Source organism: Ornithinimicrobium sp. (genome assembly GCF_051004135.1).
In the GTDB taxonomy this organism is placed as follows: Bacteria; Actinomycetota; Actinomycetes; order Actinomycetales; family Dermatophilaceae; genus Ornithinicoccus.
Genome location: NZ_JBPCKQ010000015.1, coordinates 1 through 14101 on the forward strand (window position 1 = coordinate 1; position 14101 = coordinate 14101).

The 14101-nt window shown below is 70.8% G+C and carries 13 protein-coding genes and 1 pseudogene; 5 read left to right on the forward strand and 9 right to left on the reverse strand.

What is annotated here, in order from left to right:
• The first annotated feature begins 426 nt into the window (after window positions 1-426).
• The 3 genes from ACR2FV_RS00860 to xdhC are packed head-to-tail and all read left to right on the forward strand — an operon-like array spanning window position 427 to window position 5245.
• A complete protein-coding gene (locus tag ACR2FV_RS00860; RefSeq protein ID WP_434013841.1) occupies window positions 427-2001 on the forward strand; it encodes a xanthine dehydrogenase small subunit in 1575 nt (524 codons plus the stop codon).
• A 3-nt stretch (window positions 2002-2004) separates the two neighbouring features.
• On the forward strand, window positions 2005-4407 hold the full coding sequence (xdhB, locus tag ACR2FV_RS00865; protein ID WP_434013842.1) for a xanthine dehydrogenase molybdopterin binding subunit: 2403 nt from the start codon (window positions 2005-2007) through the stop codon (window positions 4405-4407).
• Between the two features lie 7 nt (window positions 4408-4414).
• The gene (gene xdhC / locus ACR2FV_RS00870) at window positions 4415-5245 is read left to right on the forward strand and encodes a xanthine dehydrogenase accessory protein XdhC (RefSeq protein WP_434013843.1); all 831 of its coding nucleotides are present in this window, start codon (window positions 4415-4417) and stop codon (window positions 5243-5245) included.
• Window positions 5246-5276: 31 nt separating this feature from the next.
• Here xdhC and ACR2FV_RS00875 read toward each other — a convergent pair whose 3' ends face one another.
• The 7 genes and pseudogenes from ACR2FV_RS00875 to ACR2FV_RS00905 all read right to left on the reverse strand — a co-directional run bounded on the left by ACR2FV_RS00875 (window position 5277) and on the right by ACR2FV_RS00905 (window position 11043).
• Entirely contained in the window at window positions 5277-5780 is a 504-nt protein-coding gene (locus tag ACR2FV_RS00875; RefSeq protein ID WP_434013844.1) for a nucleoside deaminase, read from the reverse strand.
• A gap of 70 nt (window positions 5781-5850) precedes the next feature.
• Window positions 5851-6402, reverse strand: coding sequence for a 2-oxo-4-hydroxy-4-carboxy-5-ureidoimidazoline decarboxylase (uraD, locus tag ACR2FV_RS00880; protein ID WP_434013852.1), 552 nt, complete (start codon window positions 6400-6402; stop codon window positions 5851-5853).
• Window positions 6394-7580, reverse strand: a pseudogene (locus tag ACR2FV_RS00885) (nucleobase:cation symporter-2 family protein); the annotation flags it as partial. The pseudogene ACR2FV_RS00885 and the gene uraD, both read right to left, overlap by 9 nt.
• Before the next feature lie 32 nt (window positions 7581-7612).
• Entirely contained in the window at window positions 7613-8329 is a 717-nt protein-coding gene (locus ACR2FV_RS00890) for an ABC transporter permease subunit (protein ID WP_434013845.1), read from the reverse strand.
• On the reverse strand, window positions 8326-9240 hold the full coding sequence (locus ACR2FV_RS00895) for an ABC transporter ATP-binding protein (RefSeq protein WP_434013846.1): 915 nt from the start codon (window positions 9238-9240) through the stop codon (window positions 8326-8328). Before ACR2FV_RS00895 ends, ACR2FV_RS00890 begins: the two co-directional genes overlap by 4 nt.
• Window positions 9237-10121 carry an ABC transporter permease gene (locus ACR2FV_RS00900; protein WP_434013847.1) on the reverse strand — a complete coding sequence of 295 codons (885 nt, stop codon included), beginning with the start codon at window positions 10119-10121 and terminating at the stop codon, window positions 9237-9239. The genes ACR2FV_RS00895 and ACR2FV_RS00900 overlap by 4 nt, the downstream gene beginning before the upstream one ends.
• A complete protein-coding gene (locus tag ACR2FV_RS00905) occupies window positions 10105-11043 on the reverse strand; it encodes an ABC transporter ATP-binding protein (protein WP_434013848.1) in 939 nt (312 codons plus the stop codon). Before ACR2FV_RS00905 ends, ACR2FV_RS00900 begins: the two co-directional genes overlap by 17 nt.
• Before the next feature lie 38 nt (window positions 11044-11081).
• Between ACR2FV_RS00905 and ACR2FV_RS00910 the strand changes: the two genes are divergently transcribed.
• On the forward strand, window positions 11082-12113 hold the full coding sequence (locus ACR2FV_RS00910; protein ID WP_434013849.1) for an adenosine deaminase: 1032 nt from the start codon (window positions 11082-11084) through the stop codon (window positions 12111-12113).
• A gap of 55 nt (window positions 12114-12168) precedes the next feature.
• A complete protein-coding gene (locus ACR2FV_RS00915) occupies window positions 12169-12345 on the forward strand; it encodes a hypothetical protein (RefSeq protein ID WP_434013850.1) in 177 nt (58 codons plus the stop codon).
• A 4-nt stretch (window positions 12346-12349) separates the two neighbouring features.
• Here the strand turns inward: ACR2FV_RS00915 and ACR2FV_RS00920 are convergent, their stop codons facing one another.
• Together ACR2FV_RS00920 and ACR2FV_RS00925 are read right to left on the reverse strand one after the other, a co-directional pair.
• Entirely contained in the window at window positions 12350-13357 is a 1008-nt protein-coding gene (locus ACR2FV_RS00920) for a hypothetical protein (RefSeq protein ID WP_434013851.1), read from the reverse strand.
• Window positions 13354-14094 carry a TetR/AcrR family transcriptional regulator gene (locus ACR2FV_RS00925; RefSeq protein WP_434013853.1) on the reverse strand — a complete coding sequence of 247 codons (741 nt, stop codon included), beginning with the start codon at window positions 14092-14094 and terminating at the stop codon, window positions 13354-13356. Before ACR2FV_RS00925 ends, ACR2FV_RS00920 begins: the two co-directional genes overlap by 4 nt.
• Between the last annotated feature and the right edge of the window lie 7 nt (window positions 14095-14101).

The following is a 14101-nucleotide window of genomic DNA, read 5'->3' on the forward strand; positions in this document are numbered from 1 at the left end:
AAGGCCCGCCGGATGCTCACCGAAACCACCGAACTACAAGACCAGCTCACCACCATCTACCAACTCGACCACTTCGCACCCAGAGTTAGGTCATAGGCGCCGCCACCACCAAAACCCCTGGTCAGAACCCAAACAACCTCACCAACCGTCCCGATCCTCGGAAACTCGGGCTAGGCCCCCGTACCGATGTGCGCTCCACTGGGGCCTGCGCAGGGCGCATCCGCGCGCACAACGGCCGGGCCGTGCCGATGTGCGCTCCACTGGGGCCTGCGCAGGGCGCGTCCGCGCGCACAACGGTTGGGTGCTACATCGGAAGCCGGGTAGCCGGCCTGGAGTTTGGGTGAACCTCCATGGCACCACTTCCTGCCCATGGCTACAGTCGCAGCAGAGAGCAGCTCACCGAGTCGGAGCACGAGGAGACGGGCGATGGAAGCCACTGCGAACCCGCACGTGAACGTCAACGGCCGGCCGCACCCGCTGGGTGACGTGGGCGGCCACGTCACCCTCCTGAGCTGGCTGCGCGAGTGTGGCTTCACCGGTGTCAAGGAGGGTTGCGCCGAGGGCGAGTGCGGGGCCTGCGCGGTCCTGGTGGCCCGCCCCCACGGGGACGACGCGACGTGCTGGACGGCGATCAATGCCTGCCTGGTCCCGGCTGCCGGGATGGACGGGCAGGAGGTCGTCACCGCCGAGGGTCTGGGGCGGCCGGAGGCGATGCACCCGGTGCAGCAGCGGATGGCCGACCTCGGCGGGTCGCAGTGCGGATTCTGCACCCCGGGCTTCGTCTGCTCGATGGCCTCGGAGTACTACCGCCCGGACCGCACCCCCACAGCCTCCGGGACCCGCGAGCGCGCGCCGGAGGCCGAGCCGGGGGTGGCCGGTGAGCGCGAGCTGCTGCAGGAGCCGTCGAGCAACGGCGGGCCGACGGCGCCCAGCCACGCCCCCGACCACGAGCACGGCCCCAACGGCTTCGACCTGCACGCGCTGTCCGGCAATCTGTGCCGGTGCACCGGCTACCGGCCGATCCGCGATGCGGCCTACGGCCTGGGCCAACCCGGGGCCGACGACCCGCTGCTGGCCCGGTGCAGCGCCCCCGCCCCCGGTCCCGCCGCAACCAGGATCACCAACCCGCAGGGCTCCTTCCTCCGGCCGGCATCCTTGGACGAGGCGTTGCAGATGCTCGCCGAGCATCCGCAGGCGCAGCTGGTCGCCGGCTCGACCGACTGGGGTGTCGAGCTCAACATCCGGCATGCCCGCGCGGAGGTCAGCATCGGGATCGACCGGCTCCCCGAGCTGCGCGAGCTGAGCATCGGCGCCAAGAGCATCGAGCTGGGCGCCGCCCTCAGCCTGACCGAGATCGAGCGCGGTCTAGCCGGCCGGGTGCCGCTGCTGGCCCGGTTGTTCCCCCAGTTCGGCTCCCGGCTGATCCGCAACGGCGCCACCCTGGGCGGCAACCTGGGCACCGGCTCCCCCATCGGCGATGCGATGCCCGCGCTGCTGGCCCTGGACGCCCGGCTCGTCCTGACCTCCCGCTCCGAAGAGCGCGAGGTCGCCTTGTCGGACTACTACACCGGCTACCGCCGCAGCGTCCGCCGCCCCGACGAGCTGATCAAGGCCGTGCGGATCCCCACCCCCCTCGCACCGGTCACCGCGTTCCACAAGATCGCCAAGCGACGCTTCGACGACATCTCCAGCGTCGCGATCGCCTTCGCCGCCACCCTCGACCGCACCGAGCGCAGCCAGGGGTATGCCGTCGTGCGGGACATCAGGATCGGGCTCGGTGGGGTGGCGGCTACCCCGATGCGTGCCCAGGACACCGAGGCCGCGTTGACCGGCCGCCCCTGGAGTCCGGACACGGTCGCCGAGGCCGCCGAGGTCCTGGGCGCCGAGGGCACCCCGCTGAGCGACCACCGGGCCAGCGGTGACTACCGCACAGCGATGCTGCGCTCCGCCCTGCTGAAGTTCCACGCCGAGTCCGCTCCCCCGGCATACCAGGAAGTCTGAGACATGAGCAAGCAACACGGGCCGCTGGCCGACCGCCCGGTCAACCCCAAGGTCGGCCTGGAGATCTCGCACGAGAGTGCCCCCCTGCACGTGACCGGGGCGGCGCTCTACACCGACGACCTCCTCGGGCGCTATCCCGGCGCTCTGCACGCCTGGCCGCTGCAGTCGAGCGTCGCGCACGCCCGGATCACCCGGCTGGACGTCGAGCCTGCCTACGCGGTGCCCGGTGTGGTGCACGTGCTCACGGCCGACGACGTGCCCGGTGTCAACGACGCCGGCATCAAGGGCGACGAGCCGCTCTTCCCGGGCGAGATCATGTACTACGGCCACGCGATCTGCTGGGTGCTGGGCGAGACCCTGGAGGCGGCCCGGCTGGGCGCCAACGCGATCGAGGTCGACGTCGAGCCGTTGCCCTCGATCATGACGCTGGCCGAGGCCATCGACGCGCAGAGCTTCCAGGGCCACCAGCGCACCGTGGCCCGAGGGGACGTCGTATCCGGACTGAAGGATGCCACATACCGGTTCGACGGGGAGTTCGAGTTCGGCGGGCAGGAGCACTTCTACCTGGAGACCAACGCGGCCCTCGCACACGTCGACGAGGCGGGTCAGGTCTTCGTGCAGTCCAGCACCCAGCACCCCTCGGAGACCCAGGAGATCGTCGCCCACGTCCTGGGCCTGCGCAGCAACGAGGTCACCGTGCAGTGCCTGCGGATGGGCGGCGGGTTCGGCGGCAAGGAGATGCAGCCGCACGGGCTGGCGGCCGTCGCCGCGCTGGGCACCACCCTCACCGGCCGTCCCGTCCTGCTGCGGCTCAACCGCACGCAGGACATCACGATGACCGGCAAGCGGCACCCCTTCCACGCGACCTGGGAGGTCGGCTTCGACGCCGACCACCGCATCTGCGCACTGCGGGCCACGCTGACCAGCGACGGCGGGTGGAGCCTGGACCTGTCCGAGCCCGTGCTGGCCCGGGCGTTGTGCCACATCGACAACGCCTACTTCGTGCCGCACATCGAGGTGCACGGGCGGATCGCGCAGACGCACAAGACCTCGCAGACCGCGTTCCGGGGTTTCGGCGGCCCGCAGGGCATGATCGTGCTGGAGGACATCCTGGGCCGGTGTGCCCCGCTGCTGGACGTGGCACCGGAGGAGCTGCGGCGGCGCAACTTCTACGCGCCCGGGCAGAGCACCCCCTACGGTCAGCCGGTCCGGCACGCCGAACGGCTGGCCGACATCTGGTCGATCCTCACCGAGCGCAGCGAGCTCGACCGGCGCCGAGGTGAGATCGAGCAGCACAACCAGGAGCATCCGCATACCAAGCGCGCGCTCGCGATGACCCCGGTCAAGTTCGGCATCTCGTTCAACCTCACGGCGTTCAACCAGGCCGGCGCTCTCGTGCACGTCTACCGGGACGGCTCGGTGCTGATCAACCACGGCGGCACCGAGATGGGCCAAGGGCTGCACACCAAGATGATCCAGGTCGCGGCGACCGCACTGGGGGTGCCGCTGGACATCGTCCGGCTGGCGCCCACCCGCACCGACAAGGTGCCCAACACCTCGGCCACCGCCGCCAGCTCGGGTGCCGACCTCAACGGCGGTGCGATCAAGGACGCCTGTGAGCAGATCCGCACCCGGCTCGCGGTGGTCGCGGCCGGCCGGATGGGCATCCACCCCGACGACGTGCGGTTCGCCGACGGCCTCGTCACCGGCATCGGCTTCCACGACCGGCAGATCCCGTTCGCCGAGCTGGTCCACGACGCCTACTTCCAGCGGGTCCAGCTGTGGGCCGCCGGGTTCTACCGCACCGAGGGTCTGCACTGGAGCTCGGAGCGGATGCAGGGCGAGCCGTTCAAGTACTTCGCCTACGGCGCCTCGGTCTCCGAGGTCGAGGTCGACGGGTTCACCGGCGCCTACCGGCTGCGTCGGGCCGACATCGTGCAGGACGTGGGCGACACCCTGTCGCCCCTGGTCGACCTGGGCCAGGTCGAGGGCGGGTTCGTGCAGGGCGCCGGTTGGCTGACCCTGGAGGAGCTGTGCTGGGACTGCGGCGACACCCCCACCCGCGGCCGGCTGAGCACCCAGGCCGCCAGCACCTACAAGATCCCGAGCTTCTCCGAGATGCCCGAGGTGTTCAACGTCCACCTCTACGAGCTGGCGACGGAGTCCGGCGTGGTCTACGGGTCCAAAGCCGTCGGCGAGCCACCGCTGATGCAGGCGTTCAGCGTGCGCGAGGCGCTGCGGGCGGCGGTCGGTGCCTTCGGGCCGACCGGGCACAGCGTCGACCTGGGCAGCCCGGCCACCCCCGAGGCGGTCTACTGGGCGATCGAGCGGGCCCGCCAGGCGACCTCGTCAAGCAGACCCGCCAACTCTCGCGGGGCACTCGTGGCTGCGACACCGGGGAGCTGAGCGGGACGTGGACTGGCTCAGCGCGCTCCAGCAGCTTCGGGCGGACGGCACGTATGCCGTGCTGGTCACGGTGGTGGAGGCGCGCGGGCACACACCCCGTGACGCCGGGACCAAGATGGTCGTCGGGGCCGACCACGCGTGGGGCACCGTCGGCGGTGGCAACCTCGAGGAGTCGGCGGTGCAGCGCGCCCGCGAGCTGATCGCCGGGGAGGTCCGCGAGGCGGAGCAGCTGCACTCCCGGCTCACGGAGCACCAGCGCAACCGGCACGGCCGGCAGTGCTGCGGCGGCGAGGTGCGGCTGCTGCTGGAGCCGCTGCCGCCCCGGCCGACCGTCGCCGTCTTCGGGGTCGGCCACGTGGGCTACGAGCTCGCCCGGATCCTGTCCCGGCTGGAGGTGCGTCTGCACCTGGTCGACTCCCGCGCCGAGCAGCTCGACGAGCTGCGGCTGGCGGCGGTCACCGAGGGCAGCGCCGACGTCGCGGTGCACCGGGTGGTGCTGGGCGAGGCCGTCCTCGACCAGCTGCCGAACGGTGCCCATGTGGTGGTGATGACGCACGACCACGCGGAGGACTTCGCCCTGTGCGACGCCGCGCTGCGACGCCCCGGCCTTGGCAGTGTGGGGCTGATCGGATCGAGCGCCAAGGGCAGCCGCTTCCGCCGCATGCTGGCCGAGCAGGGACACGACGCTGCCTCGATCGAGCATCTCACGTGCCCGATCGGGGACCCCGAGATCCAGGGCAAGGAGCCCGCGGTCATCGCCGTCGGGGTCGCTGCGGAGCTCCTTCGCAGCATGCAGCGCTGTGTCGTCGACGCGCAGGGTCGCTCCATCGAGGCGTGAGCCCGGGTCCCTCGTCAGCCCGGGAGGTCCCTCAGTAGTCGACCCGTGAGGTGCTGCGCAGCCACGCCTCGAACGGCGCCGCCGGATCCTGCGTCCGCAGCTGCACCACCGGTGTCTCCCACTGGTCCCGAGACGTAGCGAACAGGTCGTAGAAGGCCAGGTCGTCGAAACCTCCGACCGCAGCGTCGTGCCGGTCACCGGCATACAGAACGCGGTCCACGCGGGCCCACAGCGCCGTCGCCAGGCACATCGGGCACGGCTCACACGAGGCGTACAACGTCATACCCCTCAGCTGGAAGTCTCCGCGGACCTGGCATGCCTCCCGGATCGCCAGCACCTCGGCGTGCGCCGAGGGGTCCAGGTTCTGAGTGACCCGGTTGACGCCTCGCGCCACGACCACCTCGTCCTGCACGAGGACAGCACCGAACGGGCCACCACCGTCGAGGACGTTGCGCACGGCGAGCTCGACCGCCTCGTCCAGGAATGACTCGTCGATGTCGTTGTTGTCGGCGGGCTGCGCTGCGGCGCTGGTCATCTGCGTGCTCCGATCGTCGTGCTTCGAGGGTAGATGCCTGATGCTGGGGCGCATCTCGTGGTGCGCGGGCTCACCGCAGCTGCTCGAACCGCTGGGTCCGCGCCGAAGATATCGGGTTGGCCCCGGCGACGAGATCCTCGAACCGGTAGCCCGCGATGCGGGAGACCTCGTTGAGGGCGGCCACGTGCTCCTGACCGAAGGAGTTCTCCAGCCGCCGCCAGCCCAGCCGCAGGATCTGGTCCCGCTTCTCCAGGTCGCGCAGGCAGACGATGAAGGGGATGCCGAACTTCTCGTGGTAGATCTTTGAGAGCTCGGCGAACTCCTGCTCCTCCTCCTCGCCCAGGTAGGCCAGCCCGACCCACGACTGGTCGGTGGCGGACTCCGCGGTCAGTTCGCGGTCCACGCCCAGGTTGGGGTATGCCGTCATCAGCTCGCGCTGCTCTTCGGCGGTGCCACCGAGCAGCGCCTCCTGGAACGCCGCCCGCAGGTCCGGGGCGTCGGCGAACGGTCGCTGCCCGAAGGCCTTCTCGACCGGCCAGGTCGGGCCCTGGAAGATGTTGTAGTCGTTGAAGTCGACCTTGGCCAGCGTCTGCAGGCCGACGACGGCCACGGTCGCGAACATCACCAGGGCCGCTCCGCCCAGCACGGGGTGCGGGATGCCGGCCACGATGGCCGCCGCCTTAGGCAGCGACCTGAGGATGATCATGATGACGCCGGCCGAGACCACGACCCAGCGGCTTTTGATCTGGGTCAGCCGGACGAGCCCGACGTTCTCGGTGAAGCAGGTGTAAGGGAAGGAGTTGAGCACTCCGCCCAAGGTGGTCGCCACACCGTCGGCGCGCAGCGCCCGGGAGATGTCCTCGTTGCCGATCTTCTTGTCCACGATCTCGCCGGTGGCGAACACATCACCGGTGGTCTCGACCGCGGTGATGATCATCACGATCATCATCGACAGGATGGCCGTGATGCTGAACGTCGGCCCCCGAAGAAGAACGGCGAGGTGTAGCCGACCACGTCGGCCGAGGCGACCGCGTCGAAGTGCGCGTCCCCCATCGCCCAGGCCACCAGGGTCCCGACGACCAGCCCGATCAGCACTGCCACGGTCTGCATGAAGCCCTTGAAGAAGCGCTGGATGAGCACGATCAGGATCAGGGTGCCCAGGGCGTAGCCGATGTCCTTCAGGGCCACGGCGTCCTTGAGCACGAACTCCCCGTCGATCTGCCGGTAGACCGGCTCGCCCTGCATGTCCTGCGGGCCGAAGCTCTGCACGATGTCGCCGGCGGCGACGGGCAGCAGGGCGATCCCGAGGATCAGGATCACCGTGCCGGTCACGACCGAGGGGAAGAACCGGATCAGCCGCGCGAAGTAGGGGGCGATCAGCAGCGTGAAGAGACCGGCGACGATGACCGGGCCGTAGATCGACAGCAGCCCGTCGGTGCCACCACCGGCGGCCAGGCCGATCGCGATCATCGGACTGACGGCGGTGAAGGTGACTCCCTGGAGCAGCGGCAGCCGGACGCCGATCTTCCAGATGCCGGCCGCCTGGATGATGGAGGCGATCCGACAGGTGACAGGTCGGCGTTGATCAGGTGGATCAGCTGCTCGTCGCTCAGACCCAGGGGCGTTGGCCAGGATGATCGGCACCAGCACCGCCCCGGCGTAGAAGGCGAGCACGTGCTGAAATCCGTAGATCGCCAGTTTGGGCGCAGGCAGCACCTCATCGACGGGGTGCACGGGCTTGGGGCGACGCTCGTGGTGGTCATGGGTGCCTCGCAGGCTCAGGGGGCAGGTGGACTGCACCAGACCTTCCTCCTGCGTGCAGGCCCGGCTGCTCAGTCCTCGCCGCGTAGCTCGAACGAGCGCAACCGGCTCCCCGCGAACAGCGCTCCGCCGACGATCACGACGAGGGCGGCGAGCACCGCATACACCAGGCTCATCTCGCGCACCAGCAGCTCCAAGTTGTCGGTGAGCGATCCGGCGATCCGGCGCCCGAAGGACCCGACCGAGATGTAGCGCAGCCCGGACAGCCAGGAGGCGAGCAGGCCCTCGAAGACGAGCACGTAGATCAGCCCGGCGACGGTGCCGTGCCGCAGCAGGGCCGACAGAGCGACGAACAGCGCACAGTAGGCCACCCCGGCGACCGTGGCGCCGAACCCGAGGGCGAGCGCCTGTGCCAGCTCGGCCGGGTCCAGGATCAGCGCCGACAGCAGCACCGAGCCGGCACCGAGCAGCACGGTCACCGCGGCGGCGACCGCCAGCTTGCTGACGGCGACCGAGAGTCGGGACACCGGGGTCGCCAGCAGATAGATCAGCGAGCCGTCCTCGATCTCCGGTCCGAGGACGCCGGTGGAGACCAGCAGCGACACCAGCGGGAGCACCAGCCCGAGCCCGAAGACCAGGGTGATGGGTTCGATCACCTGGGCGTCGTCGGTCAGCAGCACCGTGACCACCGACAGGCCGATCAGCAGCACGGGTAGCGCCAGTAGCAGCAGACCCCGCTTCTGGCCGAACAGCGAGCGCAGCGCCAGCCGGCTGATGGTGACGTTCATGCCGACACCAGGTAGGTGAAGACCGACTCCAGGGACTCATCGGTCGGGGTGACCTCGTGCAGGCTCAGCCCGTCCCGCCGGGCCAGCGGCGGCAGGGCGAGCGCGAAGGCGCCGAAGTCGGTGATCTCGACCTCGACCCCTCCTCGGGGCGGGAGGGTGACCCCGCGCACGCTGTCCTGCTGCATCAGGGCGGCAGCCAGGGCGCGGTCGTCGCTGCTGGCAATGCGGTAGTGGGTGGGCCGGTCGGTCATCAGCCGGCGGATCGCGCCGAAGTCGCCGGAGGCGGCGTGCCGGCCGGCGACGACCACCTCGACCTGGCGGGCGATCTGCTCGACCTCCTCCAGGATGTGCGAGCTGAACAGCACCGTGCGACCCTCATGGCCCATGCGGCTGAGCAGCTCCATCAGGTGCATCCGCTGCCGGGGGTCGACGCCGTTGAACGGCTCGTCCAGGATCAGCACCGCCGGGTCGTGCACGAGGGCGGCGGCGACCTTGGCGCGCTGCCGCATCCCCTTGGAGTAGGTGCTGATCGCCCGCCCGGCCGAGTCCAGCAGGTCGACCGTCTCCAGGGCGTGCTCGGTGGCCCGCCCGGGATCGGTCAACCCGTGCAGCTCGGCCTTGGCGCGCACGAAGTCGCGGCCGGTCAGATAGCCGAAGCTGATCTCCCGCTCGGGGACCAGGCCCATCCGCCGGTATGTCGTGGTGTTGCGCCAGACGGGCTGGTCGTCCAGGGCGACGGTGCCGGCCGACGGGGCCAGGAAGCCGGTCATCATCGCGATCAGGGTGGTCTTGCCGGCACCGTTGGGGCCCAGCAGCCCGGTCACGCCGGGGCCGATGGTCATGGTGACGTCGTTGACGGCGACGACGTTGCCGAACCAGCGCGAGACTTGGCTCAGCGCCACGACGCTCATCGCTTGCCCTGCCGGTGGTAGTGCCGCACGAGGAGGGCCAGGCCGACGCCGACGACCAACACGGTGGCGAGCAGATAGATCGCGTCCATCCCCGCCGACTCGGGGCCGGCTATGGAGGACCGGGTCCCGTCCAACAGCCCGCTCTGCACCCCGTCGACCAGGGTGAACGGTGAGAACAGGCCCGCCCACTGCGCGACGGTGTCGTTGCCCTCGGCGGTGGCGATGCCCTGCACGGCCGTGACCACACCGGAGCTGATCAACAACGCGACGATGATCGCGCCGACGGCGAAGCCGCGCCGGGTGGTCAGCGCGCTGACCAGACCCGCGACGGTGGCCAGGACGGCAGCCAGCAGCACGAGGCCGACGACCGCGGCGAGCAGATCGGCGGTTTGCTCGGTGACGTCGGCCTCGTTGAACACCGCCCCGACATACAGCACGAGCACCGGGGCGAGGGTGAAGACCAGGATGGCCACGGCCAGGGACGCCCAGCGCACCAGGGCGAAGACCGCCGCTCGCAGCGGCCGGGCCAGATAGAGCACGATCGCACCGGAGCGCAGGTCGCGGGAGAACAGCACGGGCGCCTGCGCGGCGACGAAGATGACGATGAACAGCTGCAGCGTGAAGGGGTAGCTGCTGTAGTCGATGAAGCCGTCGTCCAGGCCGAGGGTGACCATGATCGCCACGCTGATCGCAGCGGGCACGAGCATGATCGCGGCCAGGGTCATCGGCAGCGCCTTGGCCTTGCCCGAGCGTCCGATGCCGTAGGCGTTGAGCAGCCCGGTGCGGAACAGCGAGGCCGCGATCGCTCCGGTCCCGCGGCGCGCCCCCTCGTAGGTGCGGTAGCCGATGTCGTGGATGACGCCGTCAGGGTGCTGGGACATTGCTCACCCCCTCGCGGAAGACGTCCTCGATGCGCCCGTGCTCGGCCTGGATGCGGACCAGACCGACCTCGATGTCGCAGGCCAGGTCGCGGACGGTGTCGCGCACGGTCTCCGCGGCGCTCACCTGGTGCAGGTCGATCTCGATCTGCTGGCCGCGCGGCCGGCACGGCAGCCCCCGCCCGGCCAGGGCCTCGCCCATCCGCTGCTGGGCCGAGCCGTCGCCGAGCACCTCCACCAGGAGCACCCCGGTGTCGCCGGTGAACGACTGCGTGGCCTGCGCCCGCAGCAGCCGGCCACCGTCGAGGACCACGATGTGGTCGCTGACCCGCTCCAGCTCGCCGAGCAGGTGCGAGGTCACCAGCACCGGGATGCCGAAGTCCTGCCCGATCCGCTGCACCAGGTGCAGCATGTCGTCTCGGGAGGCCGGGTCCAGGCCGTTGGTGGGCTCGTCGAGCAGCACCAGCCGCGGGTCGTGCACCAGCGCCTGGGCGAGCTTGGCACGCTGCTTCATACCCGTGGAGTAGCCGCCCATGAGCCGGTAGCGCTCCTCGGCCAGCCCCACGTGACGCAGCACGTCGGCGGCGCGCTCGCGGGCCGTGGTGGGCGGCAGACCGGACATCTGCCCCATGTGCACGACGAAGTCGATGGCACGCACGTCGGGAGGCAGGCAGTCGTGCTCGGGCAGGTAGCCCACCAGGGTGCGGATCGCCGACCCGTCGGCGCGGACGTCGTGACCCAAGACCCGGGCGCTACCCTGCGTCGCGGTGAGCAGGCCCAGCAGGATCTTGATCAGGGTCGACTTGCCCGCTCCGTTGGCCCCCACGAGCCCGGTGATCCCCTCCTCGATGGTGATGTCGAGACCCTCCAGTGCAGTGACGCTCCCGTAGCGCTTGGTGAGCCCCCGCGTCTCGATCACCGCCATGCCCGTCACCATATCGAGCCATGAGGTAGACCTGTGCCATGACCCGCCCGGTGCACGAGCTGCCCAAGGCACACCTGCATCTGCACTTCACCGGGTCGATGCGCATCGAGACCTTGCGCGAGCTCGCCCAGCAGCACGGCCTGGCACTGCCTGCTGCGCTGACCCGCAACCGGCCGCCGCAGCTGAGCGCCCGGGACGAACGCGGGTGGTTCCGCTTCCAACGGCTGTATGACGCGGCGCGGGCCTGCGTGCAGGGCGAGGCCGAGCTGCGCCGGATCGTGCGGGAGGCGGCGCAGGACGACGCGGCCGAGGGGTCCCGGTGGCTGGAGCTGCAGGTGGACCCCACGTCGTATGCGGCGGCTGTCGGCGGCCTCACGCCCGCCCTGGAGATCGTGCTCGACGAGGCCCGGGCCGCGAGCGCGGCGACCGGCACGCAGGTGGCGGTCGTCGTGGCGGCGAGCCGGATGCGGCACCCTTTCGACGCCCGGACCCTCGCGCGGCTGGCCGCGCGGTATGCCGGCGACGGGCCGGGCAAGGTGGTCGGCTTCGGGCTGTCGAACGACGAACGCCGCGGAGACACCGCGGAGTTCGCCCGCGCTTTCGCGATCGCCGGCAAGGCGGGGCTGGCCTTGGTGCCGCACGCCGGGGAGCTGCTCGGTGCGGAGCACGTCGAGCAGGCCGCGGAGCACCTGGCCCCGGACCGGCTGGGGCATGGGGTCCGGGCCGTGGAGGCGCCGGGGCTGCTGGCCAGCCTCGTCGACCGCGGGATCACCTTCGAGGTGTGCCCGGGCAGCAACGTCGCGCTGGGGGTCTATCCCGACCTGGAGTCGGTGCCGCTGCGCACGCTGCTGGACGCGGGGGCGGGTGTGGCGCTGGGCGCCGACGACCCGCTGCTGTTCGGCTCGCGCCTGGTCGAGCAGTACCAGTCGGCGCGGCTGGACCACGACCTGGACGATGCGGCCTTGGCCGGGCTGGCCCGGGCCTCGATCGCAGGCTCCCGCGCACCGGAGCCCACCAAGCGTGAGCTGCTGGCCGACGTCGACGCCTGGCTGGCCACACCCGCGGGCTGAGCGGGCCCGGAGGGTCGCCGACGATGCTGGGCGTCGCTGCATCTACCGTCGAGGGATGAGTCAACCCGCAGACGAGGACCGCATCGCCCACCGCGCCGAGCTGCTTCCGGAGGAACGGGCTGCGGGCACCGACGACCCGGAGGCGCAGGCGGAGGCGATCCTGGAGGAGTCCGACGAGCGCACCGAACAACCTGAGGAAACACGGCGGAAGTCCGTGCAGACACCGGACTGAGCCGTCAACCCTGTGCCTGCACGGGAACCAGGGAGGAGTGGATGTCGACCTGGTCAGGGGTGAGCCACGGCTCGACCGCCGTGTAGATCGCCTCGACCGTGTCGGCGTCGGCCAACAGCACTGCGACCTGCAGCGTGCCGTCACCCGATCCTCCTGAGGAGAGCACGCCGTCGACCCCCGCCTCGTGCACTGCTTGCTGGGCCTGGCGCACATCCGACTGGGTCGCTGCGTCGCGTTGCTCGACGCAGAGGCCGCCGGGCCAGACCTCGCGCAGGTCAGCGTGCGCCTGCTCGGCGTCGCCGGTGACCAGCACGTTGTAGGTGGGGACGTGGGGCGCCTCGGCCTCCAGCTCCGCCTGCGACAGGTCCGTGCTGACCCAGGAGCCGACATACCCGTCGTAGCCCTGCAGTATCGCGCCCAGCTTGGACTCCGCGGGCGAGGCGGCCTCCGGGTCGGCGACAGCACTCTGGTCACCGCCGCGGAACGGCTCGTCGCACAGCTGCGGATGCGGGTCAGCGCCGGTGCCGCCATCGAGCTCGACCGAGATGCGCATCTCGCTCGGCGGCTCGGTGAGCGTGAAGGTGGAGCCGTCGTAGGTTCCCACCACACGGGCCTCGCCCCAGGTCACCCCCGACGCGGTCTCGGTCTCCGGCACGTCGGCCCAGTCCAGCCCGACCAGCTCCGGTCCGCTGCACTGTGGCGGATACGACTCGTCGACGCCGCCCAGACACACCACGGGAGGATCGTCGCCCTTCTGCAGGATGAGCCCCTGCCCGGTCAACACTGCGTCCGGGTCGCTCACCACGGGATCGGCCATCGCCGGGCCACCCGTCGCCGGGGCGGAGGTCGACGTGGTCGCGGCCGGTGGATCGGCGCTCGAGCCGCCGTCGCCAGGCTTGGTGACCGTGGAACCACAGGCTGCCAGCAGCACACTCATCAGCACGGCGGGCGGAAGGATCCGCCAGCCTGGACGGCGGGCACTGGGCACCGGTTCCGTCGCCGGGCGCGTCATGGGGGACTCACCCCCAGCCACGAGCCCAACGCATCGATCGCGGCGTCGAAGAAGTCACCCCTCCCGTCGGGATCGATCGAGTTCTCCAGCTGCCCGAACAGCTCGAAGGAGACCGCTCCGAACACCGACGTCCACGCCATGACCCCGCGCATCGCGAGGGCACCCGGAACCTCTGGCCCCAAGAACTCGCGGAGCCCGATCATCGCCTGCTTGACGCGGACCGGTAGGGACGCCGTAGACGGGCTTGGGTCATCCGGCGTCGTGCGGGCGATGTCGGCGAGCAGGACGGCGAGGACCCGGGTCACCCGGGACGCGGGCCCGACAGTCTCCTGCGGTGCCGCATACCCGGGGACCGGTGAGCCGTAGACCAACGCGTAGAGGTGCGGGTTGTCCAGCGCCCAGGTCCGCACGGTTGTCGCTGTCGCGCGCCAGCGGCCGAGCAGGTCCTCGCGGGACACCGACCCCTCGGCCGACTCCACTGCCTCGCCGAGGGAGTTGTAGGCGTCGGTGACCAGGGCGGTGAGCAGCGCGTCGCGGGAGTCGAAGTAGCGGTAGATCGCCGAGGAGACCATGCCGACCTCGCGGGCGACCGCTCGCAGCGACAGGCCGCCGGCACCCTGCTCGGCCAGCTGCTCGCGGGCAGCGTCGAGTATCTCGGTGGTCATCTGCTCGCGGGGACGTGCCCACACACCAGTGGACCATCCCGGCTCTGCCACGCCCCCAACGAACCAAAACAAAAAGCGG